Annotated in this window: 18 protein-coding genes and 1 pseudogene; 8 read left to right on the forward strand and 11 right to left on the reverse strand. The window is 61.0% G+C overall.

The window, feature by feature from the left end; genetic code table 11:
* Positions 1 to 29: 29 nt before the first annotated feature.
* The 4 genes from B0D71_RS18910 to glyQ all read right to left on the reverse strand — a co-directional run bounded on the left by B0D71_RS18910 (position 30) and on the right by glyQ (position 4,441).
* On the reverse strand, positions 30 to 809 hold the full coding sequence (locus B0D71_RS18910; protein WP_103396108.1) for a lysophospholipid acyltransferase family protein: 780 nt from the start codon (positions 807 to 809) through the stop codon (positions 30 to 32).
* 83 nt (positions 810 to 892) lie between these two features.
* The gene (gene gmhB, locus B0D71_RS18915; RefSeq protein ID WP_165798734.1) at positions 893 to 1,432 is read right to left on the reverse strand and encodes a D-glycero-beta-D-manno-heptose 1,7-bisphosphate 7-phosphatase; all 540 of its coding nucleotides are present in this window, start codon (positions 1,430 to 1,432) and stop codon (positions 893 to 895) included.
* Positions 1,433 to 1,436: 4 nt separating this feature from the next.
* On the reverse strand, positions 1,437 to 3,491 hold the full coding sequence (glyS, locus tag B0D71_RS18920) for a glycine--tRNA ligase subunit beta (RefSeq protein ID WP_103396109.1): 2,055 nt from the start codon (positions 3,489 to 3,491) through the stop codon (positions 1,437 to 1,439).
* The gene (gene glyQ / locus B0D71_RS18925; protein ID WP_003187265.1) at positions 3,488 to 4,441 is read right to left on the reverse strand and encodes a glycine--tRNA ligase subunit alpha; all 954 of its coding nucleotides are present in this window, start codon (positions 4,439 to 4,441) and stop codon (positions 3,488 to 3,490) included. The genes glyS and glyQ overlap by 4 nt, the downstream gene beginning before the upstream one ends.
* Before the next feature lie 81 nt (positions 4,442 to 4,522).
* Between glyQ and B0D71_RS18930 the strand changes: the two genes are divergently transcribed.
* The 3 genes from B0D71_RS18930 (at position 4,523) to B0D71_RS18940 (ending at position 6,320) form a co-directional block, all read left to right on the forward strand.
* Positions 4,523 to 5,080, forward strand: a complete 558-nt coding sequence (locus tag B0D71_RS18930) for a DNA-3-methyladenine glycosylase I (protein ID WP_103396110.1) — start codon at positions 4,523 to 4,525, stop codon at positions 5,078 to 5,080.
* Positions 5,081 to 5,120: 40 nt separating this feature from the next.
* The gene (locus B0D71_RS18935) at positions 5,121 to 6,008 is read left to right on the forward strand and encodes a lysophospholipid acyltransferase (RefSeq protein WP_103396111.1); all 888 of its coding nucleotides are present in this window, start codon (positions 5,121 to 5,123) and stop codon (positions 6,006 to 6,008) included.
* A gap of 72 nt (positions 6,009 to 6,080) precedes the next feature.
* Entirely contained in the window at positions 6,081 to 6,320 is a 240-nt protein-coding gene (locus B0D71_RS18940) for a pilus assembly protein PilZ (RefSeq protein WP_103396112.1), read from the forward strand.
* Here B0D71_RS18940 and B0D71_RS18945 read toward each other — a convergent pair whose 3' ends face one another.
* From B0D71_RS18945 to def, 5 genes are all read right to left on the reverse strand, one after another.
* Positions 6,321 to 6,638 carry a tetratricopeptide repeat protein gene (locus B0D71_RS18945; RefSeq protein WP_165798735.1) on the reverse strand — a complete coding sequence of 106 codons (318 nt, stop codon included), beginning with the start codon at positions 6,636 to 6,638 and terminating at the stop codon, positions 6,321 to 6,323.
* Between the two features lie 149 nt (positions 6,639 to 6,787).
* Entirely contained in the window at positions 6,788 to 8,164 is a 1,377-nt protein-coding gene (gene trkA / locus B0D71_RS18950) for a Trk system potassium transporter TrkA (protein ID WP_008045725.1), read from the reverse strand.
* A gap of 22 nt (positions 8,165 to 8,186) precedes the next feature.
* Entirely contained in the window at positions 8,187 to 9,497 is a 1,311-nt protein-coding gene (rsmB, locus tag B0D71_RS18955) for a 16S rRNA (cytosine(967)-C(5))-methyltransferase RsmB (protein WP_103396114.1), read from the reverse strand.
* Entirely contained in the window at positions 9,494 to 10,453 is a 960-nt protein-coding gene (gene fmt, locus B0D71_RS18960; RefSeq protein ID WP_103396115.1) for a methionyl-tRNA formyltransferase, read from the reverse strand. Before fmt ends, rsmB begins: the two co-directional genes overlap by 4 nt.
* 57 nt (positions 10,454 to 10,510) lie before the next feature.
* Positions 10,511 to 11,017, reverse strand: a complete 507-nt coding sequence (def, locus tag B0D71_RS18965) for a peptide deformylase (protein WP_007969867.1) — start codon at positions 11,015 to 11,017, stop codon at positions 10,511 to 10,513.
* A gap of 271 nt (positions 11,018 to 11,288) precedes the next feature.
* Between def and B0D71_RS18970 the strand changes: the two are divergent.
* The 3 genes and pseudogenes from B0D71_RS18970 to tsaC form a co-directional block, all read left to right on the forward strand.
* Positions 11,289 to 12,029, forward strand: a pseudogene (locus B0D71_RS18970) (peptidoglycan-binding protein); the annotation flags it as partial.
* A gap of 81 nt (positions 12,030 to 12,110) precedes the next feature.
* A complete protein-coding gene (dprA, locus tag B0D71_RS18975; RefSeq protein WP_103396117.1) occupies positions 12,111 to 13,217 on the forward strand; it encodes a DNA-processing protein DprA in 1,107 nt (368 codons plus the stop codon).
* A gap of 54 nt (positions 13,218 to 13,271) precedes the next feature.
* Positions 13,272 to 13,829, forward strand: coding sequence for an L-threonylcarbamoyladenylate synthase type 1 TsaC (tsaC, locus tag B0D71_RS18980; protein ID WP_103396118.1), 558 nt, complete (start codon positions 13,272 to 13,274; stop codon positions 13,827 to 13,829).
* A 136-nt stretch (positions 13,830 to 13,965) separates the two neighbouring features.
* On the opposite strand, the gene B0D71_RS18985 is transcribed toward tsaC, so the two are convergent.
* On the reverse strand, positions 13,966 to 14,943 hold the full coding sequence (locus B0D71_RS18985) for an NADPH:quinone reductase (protein ID WP_103396119.1): 978 nt from the start codon (positions 14,941 to 14,943) through the stop codon (positions 13,966 to 13,968).
* A 165-nt stretch (positions 14,944 to 15,108) separates the two neighbouring features.
* Here B0D71_RS18985 and hemF point away from each other — a divergent pair, with 165 nt between their 5' ends.
* Both hemF and aroE read left to right on the forward strand, forming a co-directional pair.
* A complete protein-coding gene (gene hemF / locus B0D71_RS18990) occupies positions 15,109 to 16,023 on the forward strand; it encodes an oxygen-dependent coproporphyrinogen oxidase (protein ID WP_103396120.1) in 915 nt (304 codons plus the stop codon).
* A gap of 13 nt (positions 16,024 to 16,036) precedes the next feature.
* Complete coding sequence (aroE, locus tag B0D71_RS18995; RefSeq protein WP_103396121.1) at positions 16,037 to 16,858, forward strand: shikimate dehydrogenase; 822 nt, start codon at positions 16,037 to 16,039, stop codon at positions 16,856 to 16,858.
* A gap of 116 nt (positions 16,859 to 16,974) precedes the next feature.
* On the opposite strand, the gene B0D71_RS19000 is transcribed toward aroE, so the two are convergent.
* A complete protein-coding gene (locus tag B0D71_RS19000; protein ID WP_103396122.1) occupies positions 16,975 to 18,543 on the reverse strand; it encodes a SulP family inorganic anion transporter in 1,569 nt (522 codons plus the stop codon).
* Between the last annotated feature and the right edge of the window lie 132 nt (positions 18,544 to 18,675).

Raw genomic sequence — 18,675 nt, forward strand, 5'->3', positions numbered from 1 at the left:
GAAACGGTACACAGGTTATCCACAAAATCTCAGACAGCCACTTGATCGTTTGAAACCGGCGCTTGCGGAGCCGGTGGCAGTGAGCCCAATTCCCGTTGCATCTGCTCGTTCCACGCCTGAACCCGGTCGTTCAATTCAGCAATGGCTCGCGGTCCGGTGCCTTGGGCATACATCGGTGCACCAATGATCACGGTGATGACGCCCTGCTTCTTCGCCCAACCGGTTTTTGGCCAGAACTTGCCGGCGTTGTGCGCAATCGGCAGCACCGGCAATTCGGCGTTGACCGCCAATGCACTGCCACCGCGGGAGAACTTGCCGATGGTGCCGAAAGGAACGCGTGTGCCTTCGGGGAAGATCAGCACCCAGACATTGTCCTTGAGCAACTCATCGCCTTTCTGCGCCACATGCTTGAGCGCGGCTTTCGGGTTGTCGCGATCGATGGCGATCGGTCGCAGCATGGCCATGGCCCAACCGAAGAACGGTACATAGAGGAGTTCACGTTTGAGCACCTGGCTCAGCGGTGAGAAGTAAGCAGAGAGGAAGAATGTCTCCCACGTACTCTGGTGGTTCGACTGAATGACGCAAGGCCGTTCAGGCACGTTCTCGGCACCCTTCACTTCGTAGCGGATACCCAGAAACACTTTGCTCAGCCACAAGGCGCAGCGGCACCAGTACACGTTGATGAAGCGATAACGTGCCTTGAAGGGCAGAAACGGCGCGATAAAAAAACTCAGGCTGCACCACAGCAAGGAGCTGGTGCCCAGCAGCAGGTAAAAGAGGAAGGTTCTGATGGCCTGCAATATCGACATGGTGACGTTTACCGTTGCGGGAATTGCCCGCCTGTATAAAGCGCACTCCTGATGGGTCCTTTATCAGGAAGTTCAGAAGCACTCTAATTGTGGATAAGTTCTGCGGCAATCGCCGCCAGATCGTCAAAAATCAATGTGCCTACCGGAAGGGTCTTGCCCAAAGTCTTTTCGCCTTTCCCGGTCTTTACCAAAACTGGCTGTGAATCGACGGCTTTGGCGGCTTCCAGGTCACCAAGGCTGTCGCCGACGAACCAGAGATTGGTCAGCGACACGTTGTAATGAGCGGCGATGGTTTTCAACATCCCGGGTTTTGGCTTGCGGCAATCGCAGCCTTCGTCCGGCCCGTGTGGGCAGTAGACGATCAGCCCGACTTCACCGCCCTGCTCCGCCACCAGCGCGCGCAAGCGCTCGTGCATGGCGTCCAGGGTGGCGAGGTCGTAATAGCCGCGAGCGATGCCCGACTGGTTGGTAGCGACCGCTACCGTCCAGCCGGCCTTGCTCAACTGCGCGATGGCTTCGATCGATCCGGGGAGCGGAATCCACTCCTCCACCGACTTGATGTAAGCGTCGGAGTCGTAATTGATCACCCCGTCCCGATCGAGAATCAGCAGTTTCAACAGCAGTCCCTCAACTCAGCAGCGAAATGTCGGCGACGCCGAGGAACAACCCACGCAGGCGCGCCAGCAACGCATAACGGTTGGCGCGGACTTTTGCGTCCTCCGCGTTGACCATCACGGCTTCGAAGAACGCATCCACTGGCTCGCGCAGTGCAGCCAGGCGTGCCAGGGATTCTCTGTACTGACGCGAGGCGGCCATTGGCTGTACAGCCTGGTCAGCCTGCTGGATCGCCGAGTACAGGGAGAACTCGTTGGCATTGTCGAAGTACTTGGCTTCAACGACGGTAGGCACGTTGCCTTCGACCTTGCTCAGCAGATTCGACACGCGCTTGTTGACCGCGGCCAGGGCAGCGGCTTCCGGCAATTTGCGGAAGGCCTCTACCGCTTGCACGCGCTGGTCGAAGTCCAGGGCCGAGCCTGGCTTCAGGGCACGTACCGACAGGTAGGTGGCGACGTCGACGCCTTCGTCTTCGTAACGGGCACGCAGACGGTCGAAGATGAACTCCAGCACCGAGTCATTGAGGCCGGCAGCCTTGACCTTGGTACCGAATCCATCCACGGCGAAAGCCACGGCGTCGGTCAGGTCCAGATCCAGTTTTTTCTCGATCAGGATGCGCAGCACGCCCAGTGCCGCACGGCGCAGGGCATACGGGTCCTTGCTGCCGGTCGGCAACATGCCGATGCCAAAAATGCCGACCAGAGTGTCGAGCTTGTCGGCGATGGCCACGGCTGCACCGGTCAGGGTGGACGGCAGTTCAGCGCCAGCACCGCGCGGCATGTATTGCTCGTTCAGCGCCAGGGCGACATCTTCCGGCTCGCCGTCGTTGAGGGCGTAGTAGTAACCGGCGACACCTTGCATTTCCGGGAACTCACCGACCATCTCGGTCGACAGGTCGCACTTGGACAGCAAGCCTGCACGAGCGGCCCACGCGGCGTTGCCGCCGATGCGCTGAGCGATGAACGCCGCAAGCTTGGATACGCGCTCGGCCTTGTCGTAGACGCTGCCGAGTTTTTCCTGGAACACCACGTTTTGCAGGCGCAGGTTGAAGTCTTCGAGTTTCTGCTTCTTGTCTTGCTTGAAGAAGAACTCGGCGTCGGTCAGGCGTGGGCGAACCACTTTCTCGTTACCGGCGATGATCTGTTGCGGGTCTTTGCTTTCGATGTTGGCCACGGTAATGAAACGTGGCAGCAACTTGCCGTCGGCATCCAGCAGGCAGAAGTACTTCTGGTTGTCCTGCATGGTAGTAATCAGGGCTTCTTGCGGCACGTCGAGGAAGCGTTCCTCGAACGAGCACACCAGCGGCACTGGCCATTCGACCAGCGCGGTCACTTCGTCGAGCAGGGCTGGCGGTACGATCGCTGTGCCTTCCTGACGGGTAGCCAGTTCTTCGGTGCGTTTGCTGATGATCTCGCGACGTTCGTTGGCGTCGGCCAGCACGTAGGCGGCACGCAGGTCGGCCAGGTAGCTGGACGGCGAACCGATGCGCACGCTTTCCGGGTGATGGAAGCGGTGGCCACGGGAATCGCGGCCGGCCTTCTGGGCAAGGATGGTGCAATCGATGACCTGGTCACCGAGCAGCATCACCAGCCATTGGGTCGGACGAACGAATTCTTCCTTGCGCGCACCCCAACGCATGCGTTTCGGGATCGGCAGGTCGTTCAGGGAATCTTCGACGATGGTCGGCAGCAGGCTCGCGGTCGGCTTGCCGGCGATGCTCTGGCTGTAGCGCAGTTTCGGGCCACTCTGGTCGATTTCGCTCAGCTCGACGCCGCACTTCTTGGCAAAGCCCAGTGCTGCCTGGGTCGGGTTGCCTTCGGCATCGAACGCGGCCTGACGTGGCGGGCCGTCGAGGTTGATGCTGCGATCCGGCTGCTGGGTGGCCAGTGCAGTGATCAGCACGGCCAGGCGGCGCGGGGCGGCATAAACGGTTTTGGTTTCGTAGTTCAGGCCGGCAGCTTGCAGGCCCTTGTCGATACCGGCGAGGAACGCCTCAGCCAAGGTGTTCAGGGCTTTGGGTGGCAGTTCTTCAGTGCCCAGTTCAACCAGAAAATCCAGAGCACTCATTGTGCAGCCTCCAGCTTGGCCAGTACTTCATCACGCAGGTCCGGGGTCGCCATCGGGAAGCCCAGCTTGGCGCGAGCCAGCAGGTAGGCTTGCGCAACGGAACGCGCCAGTGTGCGTACACGCAGGATGTATTGCTGACGCGCGGTCACCGAGATCGCCCGGCGCGCATCCAGCAGGTTGAAGGTATGGGACGCCTTCAACACCATTTCGTAGCTTGGCAACGGCAGCGGCTGGTCGAGCTCGATCAGGCGCTTGGCTTCGCTTTCGTAGAAATCGAACAGTTCGAACAGCTTGTCGACGTTGGCGTGTTCGAAGTTGTAGGTCGATTGCTCCACTTCGTTCTGGTGGAACACGTCGCCGTAGGTCACTTTGCCGAACGGGCCGTCAGCCCAGACCAGGTCGTAGACCGAGTCCACGCCTTGCAGGTACATGGCCAGACGCTCGAGACCGTAGGTGATCTCGCCGGTCACCGGGTAGCACTCGATGCCGCCCGCTTGCTGGAAATAGGTGAACTGAGTCACTTCCATGCCGTTGAGCCAGACTTCCCAGCCCAGACCCCAGGCGCCGAGGGTCGGCGATTCCCAGTTGTCTTCGACGAAGCGGATGTCGTGGACCAGCGGGTCCAGGCCGACGTGCTTGAGGGAGCCCAGGTACAGTTCCTGGAAGTTGTCCGGGTTCGGCTTCAGGACCACCTGGAACTGGTAGTAGTGCTGCAGACGGTTCGGGTTTTCGCCGTAGCGGCCGTCAGTCGGACGACGGCTTGGCTGCACATAGGCGGCGTTCCAGGTTTCCGGGCCGATGGCGCGCAGGAATGTTGCAGTGTGGAAAGTGCCGGCGCCTACTTCCATATCGTAGGGCTGAAGTACCACACAACCTTGCTCGGCCCAGTATTGCTGGAGGGCGAGGATCAAGTCTTGGAAGGTACGCACGGCTGGCGTAGGCTGGCTCACGAAATTCACCTGTTTCTTGGGCTGCGATTTAAAGAGCGGGAGTATACCCGATTCATGGCTGCGCACGCCCCCTGGAGCCTTATGCCACGCTGCTTTTGGTGTTCCGAAGATCCGCTGTACATGGCTTATCACGATCAGGAGTGGGGCACGCCGCTACGCGATGCGCAGGGATTATTCGAGTTGCTTTTGCTCGAAGGGTTCCAGGCCGGGCTTTCCTGGATCACCGTGCTGCGCAAGCGCGAGCATTATCGTCAGGTGATGTTTGGTTTTGATGTCCAGCGCGTGGCGCAGATGAGCGATGCCGAAATCGACGAGTTGATGCTTGATCCCGGCATCATTCGCAACCGCCTCAAGCTCAACGCGGCCCGGCGCAATGCCCAGGCCTGGCTGGCGCTGGAGGACCCGGTGGCGTTTCTCTGGTCGTTCATCGGTGGCAAGCCTGTGATCAATCATTTCAAGGATCGCAGTGAAGTGCCGGCCGTCACGCCGATTGCCGTCGAGATGAGCAAAGGCCTTAAAAAAGCCGGTTTCACCTTCGTCGGACCGACCATTTGCTACGCGCTGATGCAGGCCTCGGGCATGGTCATGGATCACACCCGTGATTGCGACCGCTACGCGCAGCTGGCGAACGGCGGTTAGAATGGCCGACTCGCGCACAGCACAAGATCAGGAGTGACCTGTGGATAAGTTGAAAGGCGCCTTGCTGGTAGGCGCTCTGCGGCTGTTTGCCCTGCTTCCGTGGCGGGCCGTGCAGGCCGTGGGCTCGGCGATTGGCTGGGTCATGTGGAAAACCCCGAACCGTTCTCGTGACGTGGTACGGATCAATCTGTCCAAGTGCTTTCCGGACATGGACCCCGCCGAGCGTGAGCGCCTGGTGGGCCAAAGCCTGAAGGACATCGGCAAGTCCCTGACCGAAAGTGCCTGCGCCTGGATCTGGCCGGCACAGCGCTCCATTGATCTGGTGCGCGAGGTGGAAGGCCTCGAGGTGTTGAAGGATGCCCTCGCCTCCGGCAAAGGCGTGGTCGGCATCACCAGCCACCTGGGCAACTGGGAAGTGCTCAACCACTTCTATTGCAGCCAGTGCAAACCGATCATTTTCTATCGTCCGCCGAAGTTGAAGGCGGTGGATGAATTGCTGCAAAAACAACGAGTGCAGTTGGGTAACAAGGTCGCCGCCTCCACCAAGGAAGGCATCCTGAGTGTCATCAAGGAAGTGCGCAAAGGTGGTGCAGTGGGCATCCCCGCTGACCCGGAACCGGCCGAATCCGCCGGGATCTTCGTGCCCTTCTTCGCCACCCAGGCACTGACCAGCAAGTTCGTACCGAACATGCTCGCGGGTGGCAAAGCGGTCGGCGTGTTCCTGCATGCCCTGCGCCTGCCGGACGGCTCAGGCTACAAAGTGATACTTGAGGCCGCGCCAGAGGCCATGTACAGCACCGACACAGCGGAATCCTGTGCAGCCATGAGTAAAGTGGTCGAGCGTTATGTCGGAGCGTACCCGAGCCAGTACATGTGGAGCATGAAGCGCTTCAAGAAGCGTCCACCGGGTGAAGAACGTTGGTATTGAGTCGATTGGCATGATCTGTGGATAACCTTGAATTCGAGGTTATCCACAACTGTTCACTCAAGGGCGCAGAAGATGTCCGAACACCGCAAATCATTTCGCATCAAGATCAGTCACGAAAGCTTTGGCGAATGCCTGGGCCAGACGCGCAACCTGTCGACCACCGGCGTCTACGTCAAGCATCCGCAACTGTCGGTGCTGCCACGGGGCGCGGTGGTCTATGGGCAGGTGCAAGACTTACCCACAGGTGCGCCGCGGGTACGCATGGAAGTGGTGCTGGTGGATGCCGAGGGCATCGGTTTGCGCTATCTCTGATCAGTGCGCCTGACGCTCAAGTTTCTTCAGGAACACCGTCATTTCCTTCTCTGCCTGCTTGTCGCCATGGCCGCGAGCCGCTTCCAGGCCTTGTTCCCAGGCCTGCCTCGCCGCTGCAAAGTCCGCCAGCGCCAGATGGGCCTTGCCCAGTAGTTTCCACGCCGCCGAATACTTCGGATCGAATTCGACGCAACGTTGAAAATGTTCCGCCGCCTTGGCGTTCTCCCCAAGATCCAGATAACCCTTGCCCAGGCCGAAGCGCAGCAAGGAGTTATCCACACCCTTGGCGAGCATTTTTTCCAGGGATTCGATCATCAGTGGATTCCTTTTCTGCGGGTATCAGGGGATGTTTTTTTCGCCTTTGACGCCGCCATCGCTGGCAAGCCAGCTCCTACAGGTCATGCGCGTGCCTCTGTAGGAGCTGGCTTGCCAGCGATAGGGCCAATGCAGGCACTGAAAAACCCGGATCAGAAGAAGCTCAACCCCACATGGAACAGCTTCTCTACATCGCGAATATGCTTTTTATCCACAAGGAACAGAATCACATGGTCGCCCGCTTCGATCACGGTGTCGTCGTGGGCGATGATCACTTCTTCGTCGCGGATGATCGCACCGATGGTGGTGCCGGGCGGCAGGCCGATGTTCTCGATGGCCTTGCCGATCACCTTGCTCGATTTCGCATCGCCATGGGCAATCGCCTCGATGGCTTCCGCCGCACCCCGGCGCAGTGAGTGCACGCTGACGATGTCACCACGGCGTACGTGAGCCAGCAAGGTGCCGATGGTCGCCAGTTGCGGGCTGATGGCGATGTCGATGTCACCGCCCTGGATCAGGTCGACATAGGCTGGGTTGTTGATAATGGTCATCACCTTCTTCGCACCCAGGCGCTTGGCCAGCAGCGACGACATGATGTTGGCTTCGTCGTCGTTGGTCAGGGCGAGGAACAGATCTGCGTCGGCGATGTTCTCCTCCATCAGCAGGTCGCGGTCCGAAGCACTGCCCTGCAACACCACCGTGCTGTCCAGTGTGTCGGAGAGATGACGGCAGCGTGCCGGGTTCATCTCGATGATTTTCACCTGATAACGGCTTTCGATGGCCTCGGCCAGACGCTCGCCAATCTGCCCGCCACCGGCGATGACAATGCGTTTATAGGTTTCGTCGAGACGGCGCATTTCGCTCATGACCGCGCGAATGTTCGCTTTGGCGGCGATGAAAAACACCTCGTCGTCGGCCTCGATCACGGTGTCGCCCTGGGGCAGGATCGGCCTGTCACGACGGAAAATTGCCGCGACGCGGGTTTCCACGTTCGGCATGTGTTCACGTAACTGCCGCAGTTGCTGACCCACCAGCGGTCCGCCGTAGTAGGCCCGCACCGCCACCAGTTGCGCCTTGCCTTCGGCGAAGTCGATCACCTGCAAGGCGCCGGGATGCTGGATCAGGCGCTTGATGTAGTTGGTCACCACTTGTTCCGGGCTGATCAGCACGTCCACCGGAATCGCTTCGTTCTGGAACAACTGCTCTTCGCGGGTCAGGTACGCCGCTTCGCGCACCCGGGCGATCTTGGTCGGGGTGTGGAACAGTGTGTGGGCGACCTGGCAGGCGACCATGTTGGTTTCATCGCTGTTGGTCACCGCGACCAGCATGTCGGCGTCATCGGCCCCGGCCTGGCGCAGCACGGTCGGGAACGAACCGCGACCTTGAACGGTGCGGATGTCCAGGCGGTCGCCAAGGTCGCGCAGGCGTTCGCCATCGGTATCGACTACGGTGATGTCGTTGGCTTCGCTGGCCAGGTGTTCAGCCAGCGAGCCGCCAACCTGCCCTGCACCGAGGATGATGATTTTCATCCAGTCACTCCATTGAATCCATTTAACCGCGCGCGGCGGCGATCTTGATCAGCTTGGCGTAATAGAACCCGTCGTGGCCACCTTCCTGGGCCAGCAACTGGCGCCCATGGAGCTGCTTGATGCCGGCCGCCGTGGCAAGGTCCAGTTCACGGGCGCCCGGCGTGCGGGCAAGGAAGGCTGCGATGACTTCGGTGTTCTCGGTCGGCAGCGTGGAACAGGTGGCGTACAACAGAATGCCGCCCACCTCCAATGTGTTCCACATGGCGTCGAGCAACTCGCCTTGCAGCACAGCCAGCGCGGCGATGTCGTCGGGCTGGCGGGTCAGCTTGATGTCCGGGTGACGACGAATCACGCCGGTAGCCGAGCATGGCGCGTCCAGCAGGATGCGCTGGAACGGCTTGCCGTCCCACCATGCCTGAGTGTCGCGGCCGTCGGCGGCGATCAGTTCGGCGCTGAGTTTCAGGCGTTCGAGGTTTTCCCGCACCCGCACCAGGCGCTTGGCTTCCAGGTCCACCGCTACCACGCCGGCCAGTTTTGGCTCGGCCTCGAGAATGTGGCAGGTCTTGCCGCCCGGTGCGCAGCAGGCGTCCAGCACCCGTTGGCCCGGTGCCAGATCCAGCAGATCAGCGGCCAGTTGCGCGGCTTCGTCTTGCACGCTGATCCAGCCTTCGACGAAACCCGGCAGGCTGCGCACATCGGTGGCCGCTTCGAGCACGATGCCGTCGCGGCTGTAGACACACGGTGTGGCGGCAATACCGGCATCAGTCAGCAAACCGAGGTAGGCATCGCGGGTGTGATGGCGACGGTTGACCCGCAGGATCATTGGCGGATGAGCGTTGTTGGCGGCGCAGATGGCTTCCCATTGCTCTGGCCAGAACGCCTTCAGGGATTTTTGCAGCCAGCGTGGGTGAGCGGTGCGCACCACCGGATCACGTTCCAGCTCGGCGAAAATCGTTTCGCTTTCGCGCTGAGCATTACGCAACACAGCGTTGAGCAACGCCTTGGCCCAGGGCTTTTTCAGCTTGTCGGCGCAACCGACGGTTTCACCGATGGCGGCATGGGCCGGGACGCGGGTATAGAGCAACTGATAGAGACCGACCAGCAACAGCGCCTCGACATCGGCGTCGGCGGCCTTGAATGGTTTCTGCAACAGCTTGGCGGCCAGTGCCGACAAGCGTGGCTGCCAGCGGGCGGTGCCGAACGCCAGGTCTTGGGTGAAACCGCGATCACGGTCCTCGACCTTGTCCAGTTGCGTTGGCAGCGAACTGTTGAGCGAGGCTTTTCCGCTCAGGACAGCGGCGAGTGCCTTGGCGGCGGCCAGACGCGGATTCATTGAGCGTCCGCCGCTTGACCGAGGACAGTGCCGGTGGCGAATTTCTCACGGCGGCTGTTGAACAGATCGCTGAAGTTCAGCGCCTTGCCGCCGGGCAATTGCAGACGAGTCAGGCACAAGGCCTGCTTGCCACATGCGACGATCAAACCGTCCTTGCTAGCGCCAAGGATTTCCCCCGGAGCGCCTTTGCCTTCGGCAAGATGCGCGGCCAGCACTTTCAGGGCTTCGCCATTCAAGGTGCTGTGGGTGATCGGCCATGGGTTGAAGGCACGGACCAGACGCTCCAGCTCAACCGCCGGGCGGCTCCAGTCGATGCGTGCTTCGTCCTTGTTCAGTTTGTGCGCGTAGGTGGCCAGGCTGTCGTCCTGCACTTCGCCTTCCAGGGTCCCGGCAGCGAGGCCAGCAATCGCCTGGACCACGGCCGGTGGGCCCATTTCGGCCAGTCGATCGTGCAGGCTGCCGCCGGTGTCTGCGGCGCTGATCGGCGTGGTGACTTTCAGCAGCATCGGCCCGGTATCGAGACCGGCTTCCATGCGCATCACGGTCACGCCACTTTCGGCGTCCCCCGCTTCCACGGCGCGCTGGATCGGCGCCGCACCACGCCAGCGCGGCAGCAGCGAGGCGTGGCTGTTGATGCAACCCAGGCGCGGAATATCCAGCACCACTTGTGGCAGGATCAGGCCATAGGCGACCACCACCATCAAGTCCGGTTTCAGTGCAGCCAATTCCGCTTGCGCGTCTTCGTTGCGCAAGGTGGGCGGTTGCAGCACCGGGATGTTGTTTTCCAGAGCTAGCTGCTTGACCGGGCTCGGCATTAGTTTTTGCCCGCGGCCGGCCGGACGATCCGGTTGGGTGTAGACCGCGACGATCTCGTAAGGGCTGCTCAGCAGGGCCTTGAGGTGTTCGGCGGCGAATTCCGGGGTGCCGGCAAAGACAATGCGCAATGGCTCAGTCATGGGTGACGTCTCTTGAAAAGAAAAAGGCTTGCCGCAGCAAGCCTTTGAAGATGGGCATCAGGCGTTCTGGCGATGAAGCTTTTCCAGTTTCTTCTTGATGCGATCGCGTTTGAGCGTCGACAGGTAATCGACGAACAATTTGCCGTTGAGGTGGTCGCATTCGTGCTGGATGCACACCGCGAGCAAATCTTCGGCGATCAGTTCGTATGGCTTGCCGTCGCGGTCCAGCGCCTTGACCTTGACCCGTTGCGGGCGATCGACGTTTTCGTAGAAGCCCGGCACCGACAGGCAGCCTTCCTGATACTGGCCCATGTCGTCGGTCAGCGGTTCGAGCTCGGGGTTGATGAACACTCGAGGCTCGGTGCGGTCTTCGGAGAGGTCCATCACGACGATACGTTTGTGCACGTTGACCTGGGTAGCGGCGAGGCCGATGCCAGGCGCTTCATACATTGTTTCAAACATGTCGTCGACCAACTGACGCACTTCGTCGTCCACTACGGCCACTGGCTTGGCGATAGTGCGCAGACGCGGATCAGGGAATTCGAGGATGTTTAAAATGGCCATAAGCTTGATTAGTGCACGTGTGAAGTAAGGTCGGGTCGATGGCCTGGCGGCTCCGAAGAAATGCAGGCTACCGTTGTAAAACGTAGCTCCCTTCTGTTGACAAGCAAGTTTTGACAAGCAAGCCGGGAGCGAGCCACCGAGGGCTCTGGCGTTTCACGCGAACGCACATAATAAAGGGATTCACCGCATGAGGAAATCACTACTCGCCCTGCCGCTCCTGGTCTCGGCCGGTCTGGCGTACGGGCAAGTGCCACTTCGGGAAGATATTCCCACCATAAAGCTGTCGCCTCAGGTGCGCAGCAGCCCGGTGACCGAGGCTATCCCCAGCATCGCGCTGAAATCGATCAACAGCTTTCTGCTGAGCAACCGCATCGTCGACAAGGCCGACGATTTCGACAAAGCGCCCTACATCGTCGCCGGCGATGCCGAGCGCGTACTCAGCGGCGCAGGGGACCGCATCTTCGCCCGCGGCCATTTCGATCCGGCGCAACCGGTATATGGCATCTTCCGCCAGGGCAAGGTCTACACCGATCCGCAGAGCAAGGAAATCCTGGGCGTCAACGCCGACGACATCGGCGGCGGCGAGGTCGTGGCGATCGAAGGTGACGTCGCCACGCTGGAGTTGCAACGTACGACCCAGGAAGTCCGCCTCGGCGATCGCCTGTTCAGTGGCGAAGAGCGCTCGATCAACTCGACCTTCACACCCAGCGCACCGAGCCACGAAATCAGCGGGTTGATCATCGATGTGCCGCGCGGGGTCACGCAGATTGGCGCACTGGACGTGGTTACGCTGAACAAGGGGCAGCGCGATGGCCTGGCCGAAGGCAATCTGCTGGCGGTGATGAAAACCGGCGAAACCGTGCGCGACCGGATCACCGGTCAGCCGTTGAAAATTCCCGATGAACGCGCTGGTCTGCTGATGGTTTTCCGTACCTACGACAAACTCAGTTACGGGCTGGTGCTCAGCGCTTCGCGCTCTCTGTCGGTCATGGACAAGGTGCGCAATCCGTAAGTTTGCTTCACAAGTTACCAACAGAGTTATCCACAGCTTATTCCCGTTTGTACGGGTGCTCATAACGATCAAGGATGATCCATGTCACTGTCTGTCGTTACACCGGTTTCCCCTGCGGAACTGGAAGCCCGTTTGCGTTTGCATCGTCTACCTGAGCTCGGCCCGGCACGGTTCAAGAAGCTGCTTGAAGCCTTTGGCTCGGCGTCCAAAGCGATCAGCGCACCGGCGAGTGCCTGGCGTTCACTGGGTTTACCTCTGGCGTGTACGGAGGCTAGACGCAGCACTGAAATCCGTGATGGCGCCGCCCACGCATTGGCTTGGCTAGAGCGTCCGGCCCAGCATTTACTGATGTGGGACCAGCCTGACTACCCGGCGCTGCTGGCGCAAATCAGCGATGCACCACCGCTGTTATTTGTTGCCGGCAATCCGGGCATTCTGGAAAAGCCGCAGTTGGCGATGGTTGGCAGTCGTCGCGCATCGCGCCCGGGCATGGACACCGCTGCCGCGTTTTCCCGCAGCCTGGCCGGTGCCGGTTTTGTCATCACCAGCGGTCTGGCCCTGGGCATCGACGCTGCCGCACATCAGGCCGCCCTGGACGTTGGTGGGCAAACGGTCGGTGTACTTGGCACGGGGCTCGAGAAGTTTTATCCACAGCGCAATCGGCGCCTCGCGGACGCGATGATTGCCTCGGGCAGTGCCGTGCTATCGGAGTTCCCGTTGGATGCAGGCCCAAGCGCCAGCAACTTCCCTCGACGCAACCGGATCATCAGTGGATTGTCGCTCGGGGTGCTGGTGGTCGAAGCCAGTGTCGCCAGCGGTTCACTGATCACCGCGAGGCTGGCGGCGGAACAGGGGCGCGAGGTATTTGCGATGCCTGGGTCGATCCATCATCCCGGCGCCCGCGGCTGCCATCAATTGATCCGTGACGGCGCGGTGCTGGTGGAAACCATCGAGCATATCCTCGAAGCCTTGCGCGGCTGGCAACGACTGCCGTTATCCACAGAATCCTATGCCCCTGAAACGACTCACCCCCTGTTGAAGTTGCTGCATGCCGCGCCTCTGACCAGTGAAGCGCTGGCCAACGCAAGCGGCTGGGCCTTGCCGAAAGTACTGGCGGCGTTGACGGAACTGGAAATGGACGGTCGCGCCGTTTGCGAAAGCGGGCGCTGGTTTGCACGGGTGAGCTAGGTTTTATGAACAAGATCGGTAAACTGCGCAGAGCCTTATTCTGGAGAGTTTTTCATGGTCAACAGTTGGCGTGTGCAACAAGCCGCGCAAGCAATTCGCGCCGGGGCGGTGATTGCCTACCCAACCGAAGCAGTCTGGGGCCTGGGTTGCGACCCGTGGGACGAGGAAGCGGTGGAGCGTCTGCTGCTGATCAAGGGCCGGTCTGTGGATAAAGGGCTGATCCTGGTCGCCGACAACATCCGTCAGTTCGATTTCCTCTTCGAAGACTTCCCCGAGTTGTGGATGGACCGCATGGCCAGCACCTGGCCGGGGCCGAACACCTGGCTGGTGCCGCACCAGAACCTGTTGCCTGAGTGGATTACCGGGGTGCATGAGACGGTGGCGCTGCGGGTCAGCGATCACCCTCAAGTGCGGGACTTGTGCGCACTGGTCGGACCGCTGGTGTCGACGTCGGCCAACCCGCAGGGACGCCCGGCGGCGCGTACGCGGATTCGCGTCGAGCAGTATTTCCGTGGGCAGGTCGATCTGGTGCTCGGCGGGATGTTGGGCGGACGCAAGAACCCGAGCGTGATTCGCGATCTGGCGACCGGCACGGTTGTGCGCCCGGACTAATTGTGGCGAGGGGGCTTGCCCCCGTTGGACGGCGCAGCCGTCCCAAAACCAGCGAGCGCGGTGTATCAGGCGAACCGCGTTCAATGGTTTTACGATTGCTTCGCAATCGAACGGGGGCAAGCCCCCTCGCCACAGATCAGGGCAACAAAACAACCGAACCCGTCGTGCGCCGCGCCGACAACTCGGTCTGCGCCTTCGCCGCGTCAGCCAGTGAAAAACGCTGGCTGATGTCCACGGTCAGCTTGCCGCTGATGATCATCTCGAACAACTCGTCGGCCATGCGTTGCAGGTTCTCGGCGTTGTTCGCATAAGTGCCCAGGGTTGGCCGGGTCACGTACAGCGAGCCTTTCCCCGCCAGGATCCCCAGGTTCACGCCGTCGACCGCGCCGGACGCATTGCCGAAACTCACCACCAGTCCACGCGGCGCTGCGCTGTCGAGTGACGTCAGCCAGGTGTCCTTGCCGACACCGTCATACACCACCGGCACTTTTTTGCCGTCGGTCAATTCCAGCACACGTTGCGCGACATTTTCATGGCTGTAGTCGATGGTCGCCCAGGCACCGTTGGCCTTGGCCAGTGCGGCTTTCTCCGCCGAGCTGACCGTGCCGATCAGCTTCACGCCCAAGGCCCTGGCCCATTGGCAGGCCAGGGAACCGACACCGCCGGCGGCGGCGTGGAACAGGATGGTTTCGCCACCCTTGAGTTCATAAGTCTGACGCAGCAGATACTGCACGGTCAGGCCCTTGAGCATCACGCCAGCGGCCTGTTCGAAACTGATGGCGTCCGGCAGTTTCACCAGATTGGCCTCGGGCAAGACGTGGACATCGCTGTAGGCGCCCAGAGGGCCGCTGCCATAGGCCACGCGATCGCCGATCTTGAAGCGGGTCACATCGCTGCCCACCGCCTCGACCACGCCGGCACCTTCCGAACCGACACCCGATGGCAGGGATGGCGGCGGATACAGACCGCTGCGGTAATAAGTGTCGATAAAGTTCAGGCCGATGGCCTTGTTGGTCACGCGCACTTCCCTCGGGCCGGGCTCGGCGGGTTGATACTCCACATACTCGAGCACTTCGGGACCGCCATGGGCGCGGAACTGGATACGCTTTGCCATCAGAACTCTCCATAGGTCGTTTTACCAAGCTCCCTATCGGACTCCTAAGCTTGATCTTCGTCAACTGCGACGGGGTGACTTGCGATGGTATGCTACGGGCCCATTTGCGCTGGCCCCCCGCTCCAATGGAGCGCCGCGTAGTTTTGCCCGATTCAAGGTGATGACATGACGACCCGCACCGAGGCCGTAAAAGCCTATCTGCTCGACCTGCAAGACCGTATTTGCGCCGCTCTGGAAGCCGAAGACGGTGGCACGCAATTCGTCGAAGACGCCTGGACCCGGCCGGCCGGCGGCGGCGGTCGTACCCGTGTGATCGAAAACGGCGCAGTGATTGAAAAGGGCGGCGTCAACTTTTCCCACGTTTTCGGCAGCGGTCTGCCACCGTCCGCCAGCGCTCATCGACCGGAACTGGCTGGCCGTGGCTTTGAAGCCTTGGGCGTGTCGCTGGTGATTCACCCGCACAACCCGCATGTGCCGACTTCCCACGCCAACGTGCGCTTTTTCATCGCCGAAAAAGAAGGTGAAGAGCCGGTCTGGTGGTTCGGTGGCGGCTTCGACCTGACGCCTTACTACGGCAATGAGGAAGACTGCATCCACTGGCACCGCGTCGCCGAACAGGCCTGCGCGCCATTCGGTCCGGACGTCTACCCGCGCTACAAGTCTTGGTGCGACAGCTACTTCCACATCAAGCATCGCCACGAACCGCGCGGCATCGGCGGGCTGTTTTTCGACGACCTGAACGAATGGGACTTCGACACCAGTTTCGCTTTCATGCGCGCCATTGGCGACGCGTACATCGACGCCTATCTGCCGATCGTGCAGCGCCGCAAGAACGATGCGTTTACTGAAAAACAGCGCGAGTTCCAGGAGTTCCGCCGTGGTCGCTACGTTGAATTCAACCTGGTCTACGACCGTGGCACGCTGTTCGGCCTGCAATCGGGCGGGCGTACCGAATCGATTCTGATGTCGCTGCCACCGCAAGTGCGTTGGGGTTACGACTGGAAGGCCGAGCCTGGCAGCGAAGAAGCGCGCCTGACCGAGTACTTCCTGCAAGACCGCGATTGGTTGGCTGAAGCCTGAACGAGGAATCCCGATGGACCGTTATGTCGTATTCGGTAACCCGATTGGCCACAGCAAGTCACCGCTGATCCATCGCCTGTTTGCTGAGCAAACTGCGCATAAACTGGACTACAACACGCTGCTGGCGCCACTCGACGACTTTTCCACTTGTGCCCGGACGTTTTTCCTTGAAGGGCGCGGCGCCAATGTGACGGTGCCGTTCAAGGAAGAGGCCTATCGATTGGCAAACAGCCTGACGGCGCGGGCGCAGCGTGCCGGCGCGGTTAATACCTTGAGCAAACTGGCTGATGGCAGTTTGCTGGGCGACAACACCGACGGTGCCGGGTTGGTGCGTGACCTGACGGTCAATGCTGGATTCAACCTCAAGGGCAAACGCATCCTGCTGCTTGGCGCTGGCGGCGCGGTGCGCGGTGCCCTGGAGCCGTTGCTGGCCGAACAACCGGCATCGGTGATCATCGCCAACCGCACGGTGGACAAGGCCGAGCTGCTGGCCGAGTTGTTTTGCGATCTGGGGCCGGTCTCGGCCAGTGGCTACGACTGGTTGCAGGAGTCAGTGGACCTGATCATCAACGCGACCTCCGCGAGCCTGACGGGCGATGTGCCGCCGATTGCCTCCAGCCTGATCGAACCGGGCAAAACGGTGTGCTACGACATGATGTACGGCAAGGAACCGACCTCGTTCTGCCGCTGGGCCAGCGAACACGGGGCCGCGGTGGCGATGGATGGTCTGGGGATGCTGGCCGAGCAAGCCGCGGAAGCGTTCTTCCTGTGGCGCGGAGTGCGCCCGGATACGGCGCCGGTGCTGGCCGAACTACGGCGGCAATTGGCCCTGTAACCTACTGTAGGAGCGAGCTTGCTCGCGAAAAACCCGAGGGCGCCTTGGGCATATGGTTTTGCGCGTTATCGTTCACGACCTTCGCGAGCAAGCTCGCTCCTACAGGGGGCGGTGTTTCAATCCTCAAACCGGATCGGGCATTTCTCCGCCCCTTCCAGCTTCCTCAGTTCTTCCACCACCTGCGGCCGGGCCCGGCGCAAGGTCAGGCTGCGATCCTGACGCAGCAGGCGCCGCGCTTCCTGGTGCAGCATTTCCACCCCTGAATAGTCGATGAAGTTGATCTGCTGCGCCTCGATCACTACCCGTGCGCCGTGCATGCGTTGCAGGCGTACTTGCAGGTAATGGCTGGCGCCGAAAAAGATCGAACCGCCCACTCGCAGAATGTCTTCCTCGCCATCTCGCACGTGCTGCACCCGTGGTTGCGATGTGCGCTTGAGGTAGAAAAAAAGCGAGGCCAGCACACCGGCGTAGATCGCCGTCTGCAATTCCAGCAGCAGCGTGGCGACGCAGGTCAGGGCCATGACTACAAATTCGGCGCGGCTGACCCGCAACAGCGCGCGAATACCGCGATGGTCCACCAGTCCCCAAGCGATCAGCAGAATACTCCCGGCCATCGCCGGGATCGGGATGTGCGAAATCAGGCTCGCGCCGAAGATCGCAAACAGCGCCACCCACAATGCCGAAAAAATCCCGGCCAGTGGCGAACAGGCCCCGGCTTCATAGCTCAGGCCTGAGCGAGTAAAAGAGCCCGCCGACAGCGATCCGGAAAAAAACGCACCGACGATGTTCGATAGGCCCTGGGCGCGAACTTCCTGGTTGGCGTCGAGCAGTTGCTGCGAACGTGCCGAGATCGAGCGGGCGATCGACAGGCTGGTGACCAGCCCGAGCATTCCGACCGCCACCGCGCTGGGCAGCAGGCGCAGGATCAGATCGAGATCCAGCGGCAACGGACTGAAAGGCGGCAACTTGCCGGTGAAGGCGCTGACCAGATGCACATGGCCGAACATTGATGGCCAAAGCCAGACCAACAATGCGCCCAACACCAGAGTGATCAACAGTGTCGGCCAGCGTGGCAACCACAGCTTGAGGATCACGCCCACCACCACCGTCGCCAGCCCCAGCGCCAACGAAGGTTTGTCCATTTCGCCGAAATGGCGCAACAACGTAATGAAGCTATCCAGCGCGGTGGCCTGGCTGGGCAAATCCAGCCCCAGCAGGTTAGGCAGTTGACCGATGGCAATGACCACGGCAGCACCCAGGGTGAAGCCGAGTACCACCGAGTGCGAGACGAAATTCACCAGTGCGCCAAACCGCAACAAGCCCAGCAGCCACTGAAAGAGGCCGGCCAGAAACGTCAGCAACAGGATCAACATGACGTAGTCCTGCGAGGCCGGAACGGCCAGAGGACTGACGCTGGCGTACAGGACAATCGAGATGGCCGCCGTAGGACCGCAGATCAAATGCCACGACGAACCCCAGAGGCAGGCGATCAGCACCGGGATGATTGCAGCGTAGAGGCCGTATTCCGGTGGGAGGCCGGCAATCAGCGCGTAGGCAATGGATTGCGGCAACGCGAGAATCGCGCCGCTGAGGCCGACGATCAGGTCACGCCCGACGCTGGCGCGGGTTTGCCTGGGCAACCAACTGAGGAAAGGAAAGAGTGAATGGCGGCTTGGCAGGGCCATGGGGCCTCTCGGTTGGGGTTTTGTGAAAGAGTATCAGGCCGACGCAAACATTGTGGTGAGGGAGCTTGCTGTGGCGAGGGGGCTTGCCCCCGTTGGACGGCGCAGCCGTCCTAAAACCAGCAACTGTGGTTT

This window comes from Pseudomonas laurylsulfativorans, from assembly GCF_002906155.1.
Lineage (GTDB): Bacteria > Pseudomonadota > Gammaproteobacteria > Pseudomonadales > Pseudomonadaceae > Aquipseudomonas > Aquipseudomonas laurylsulfativorans.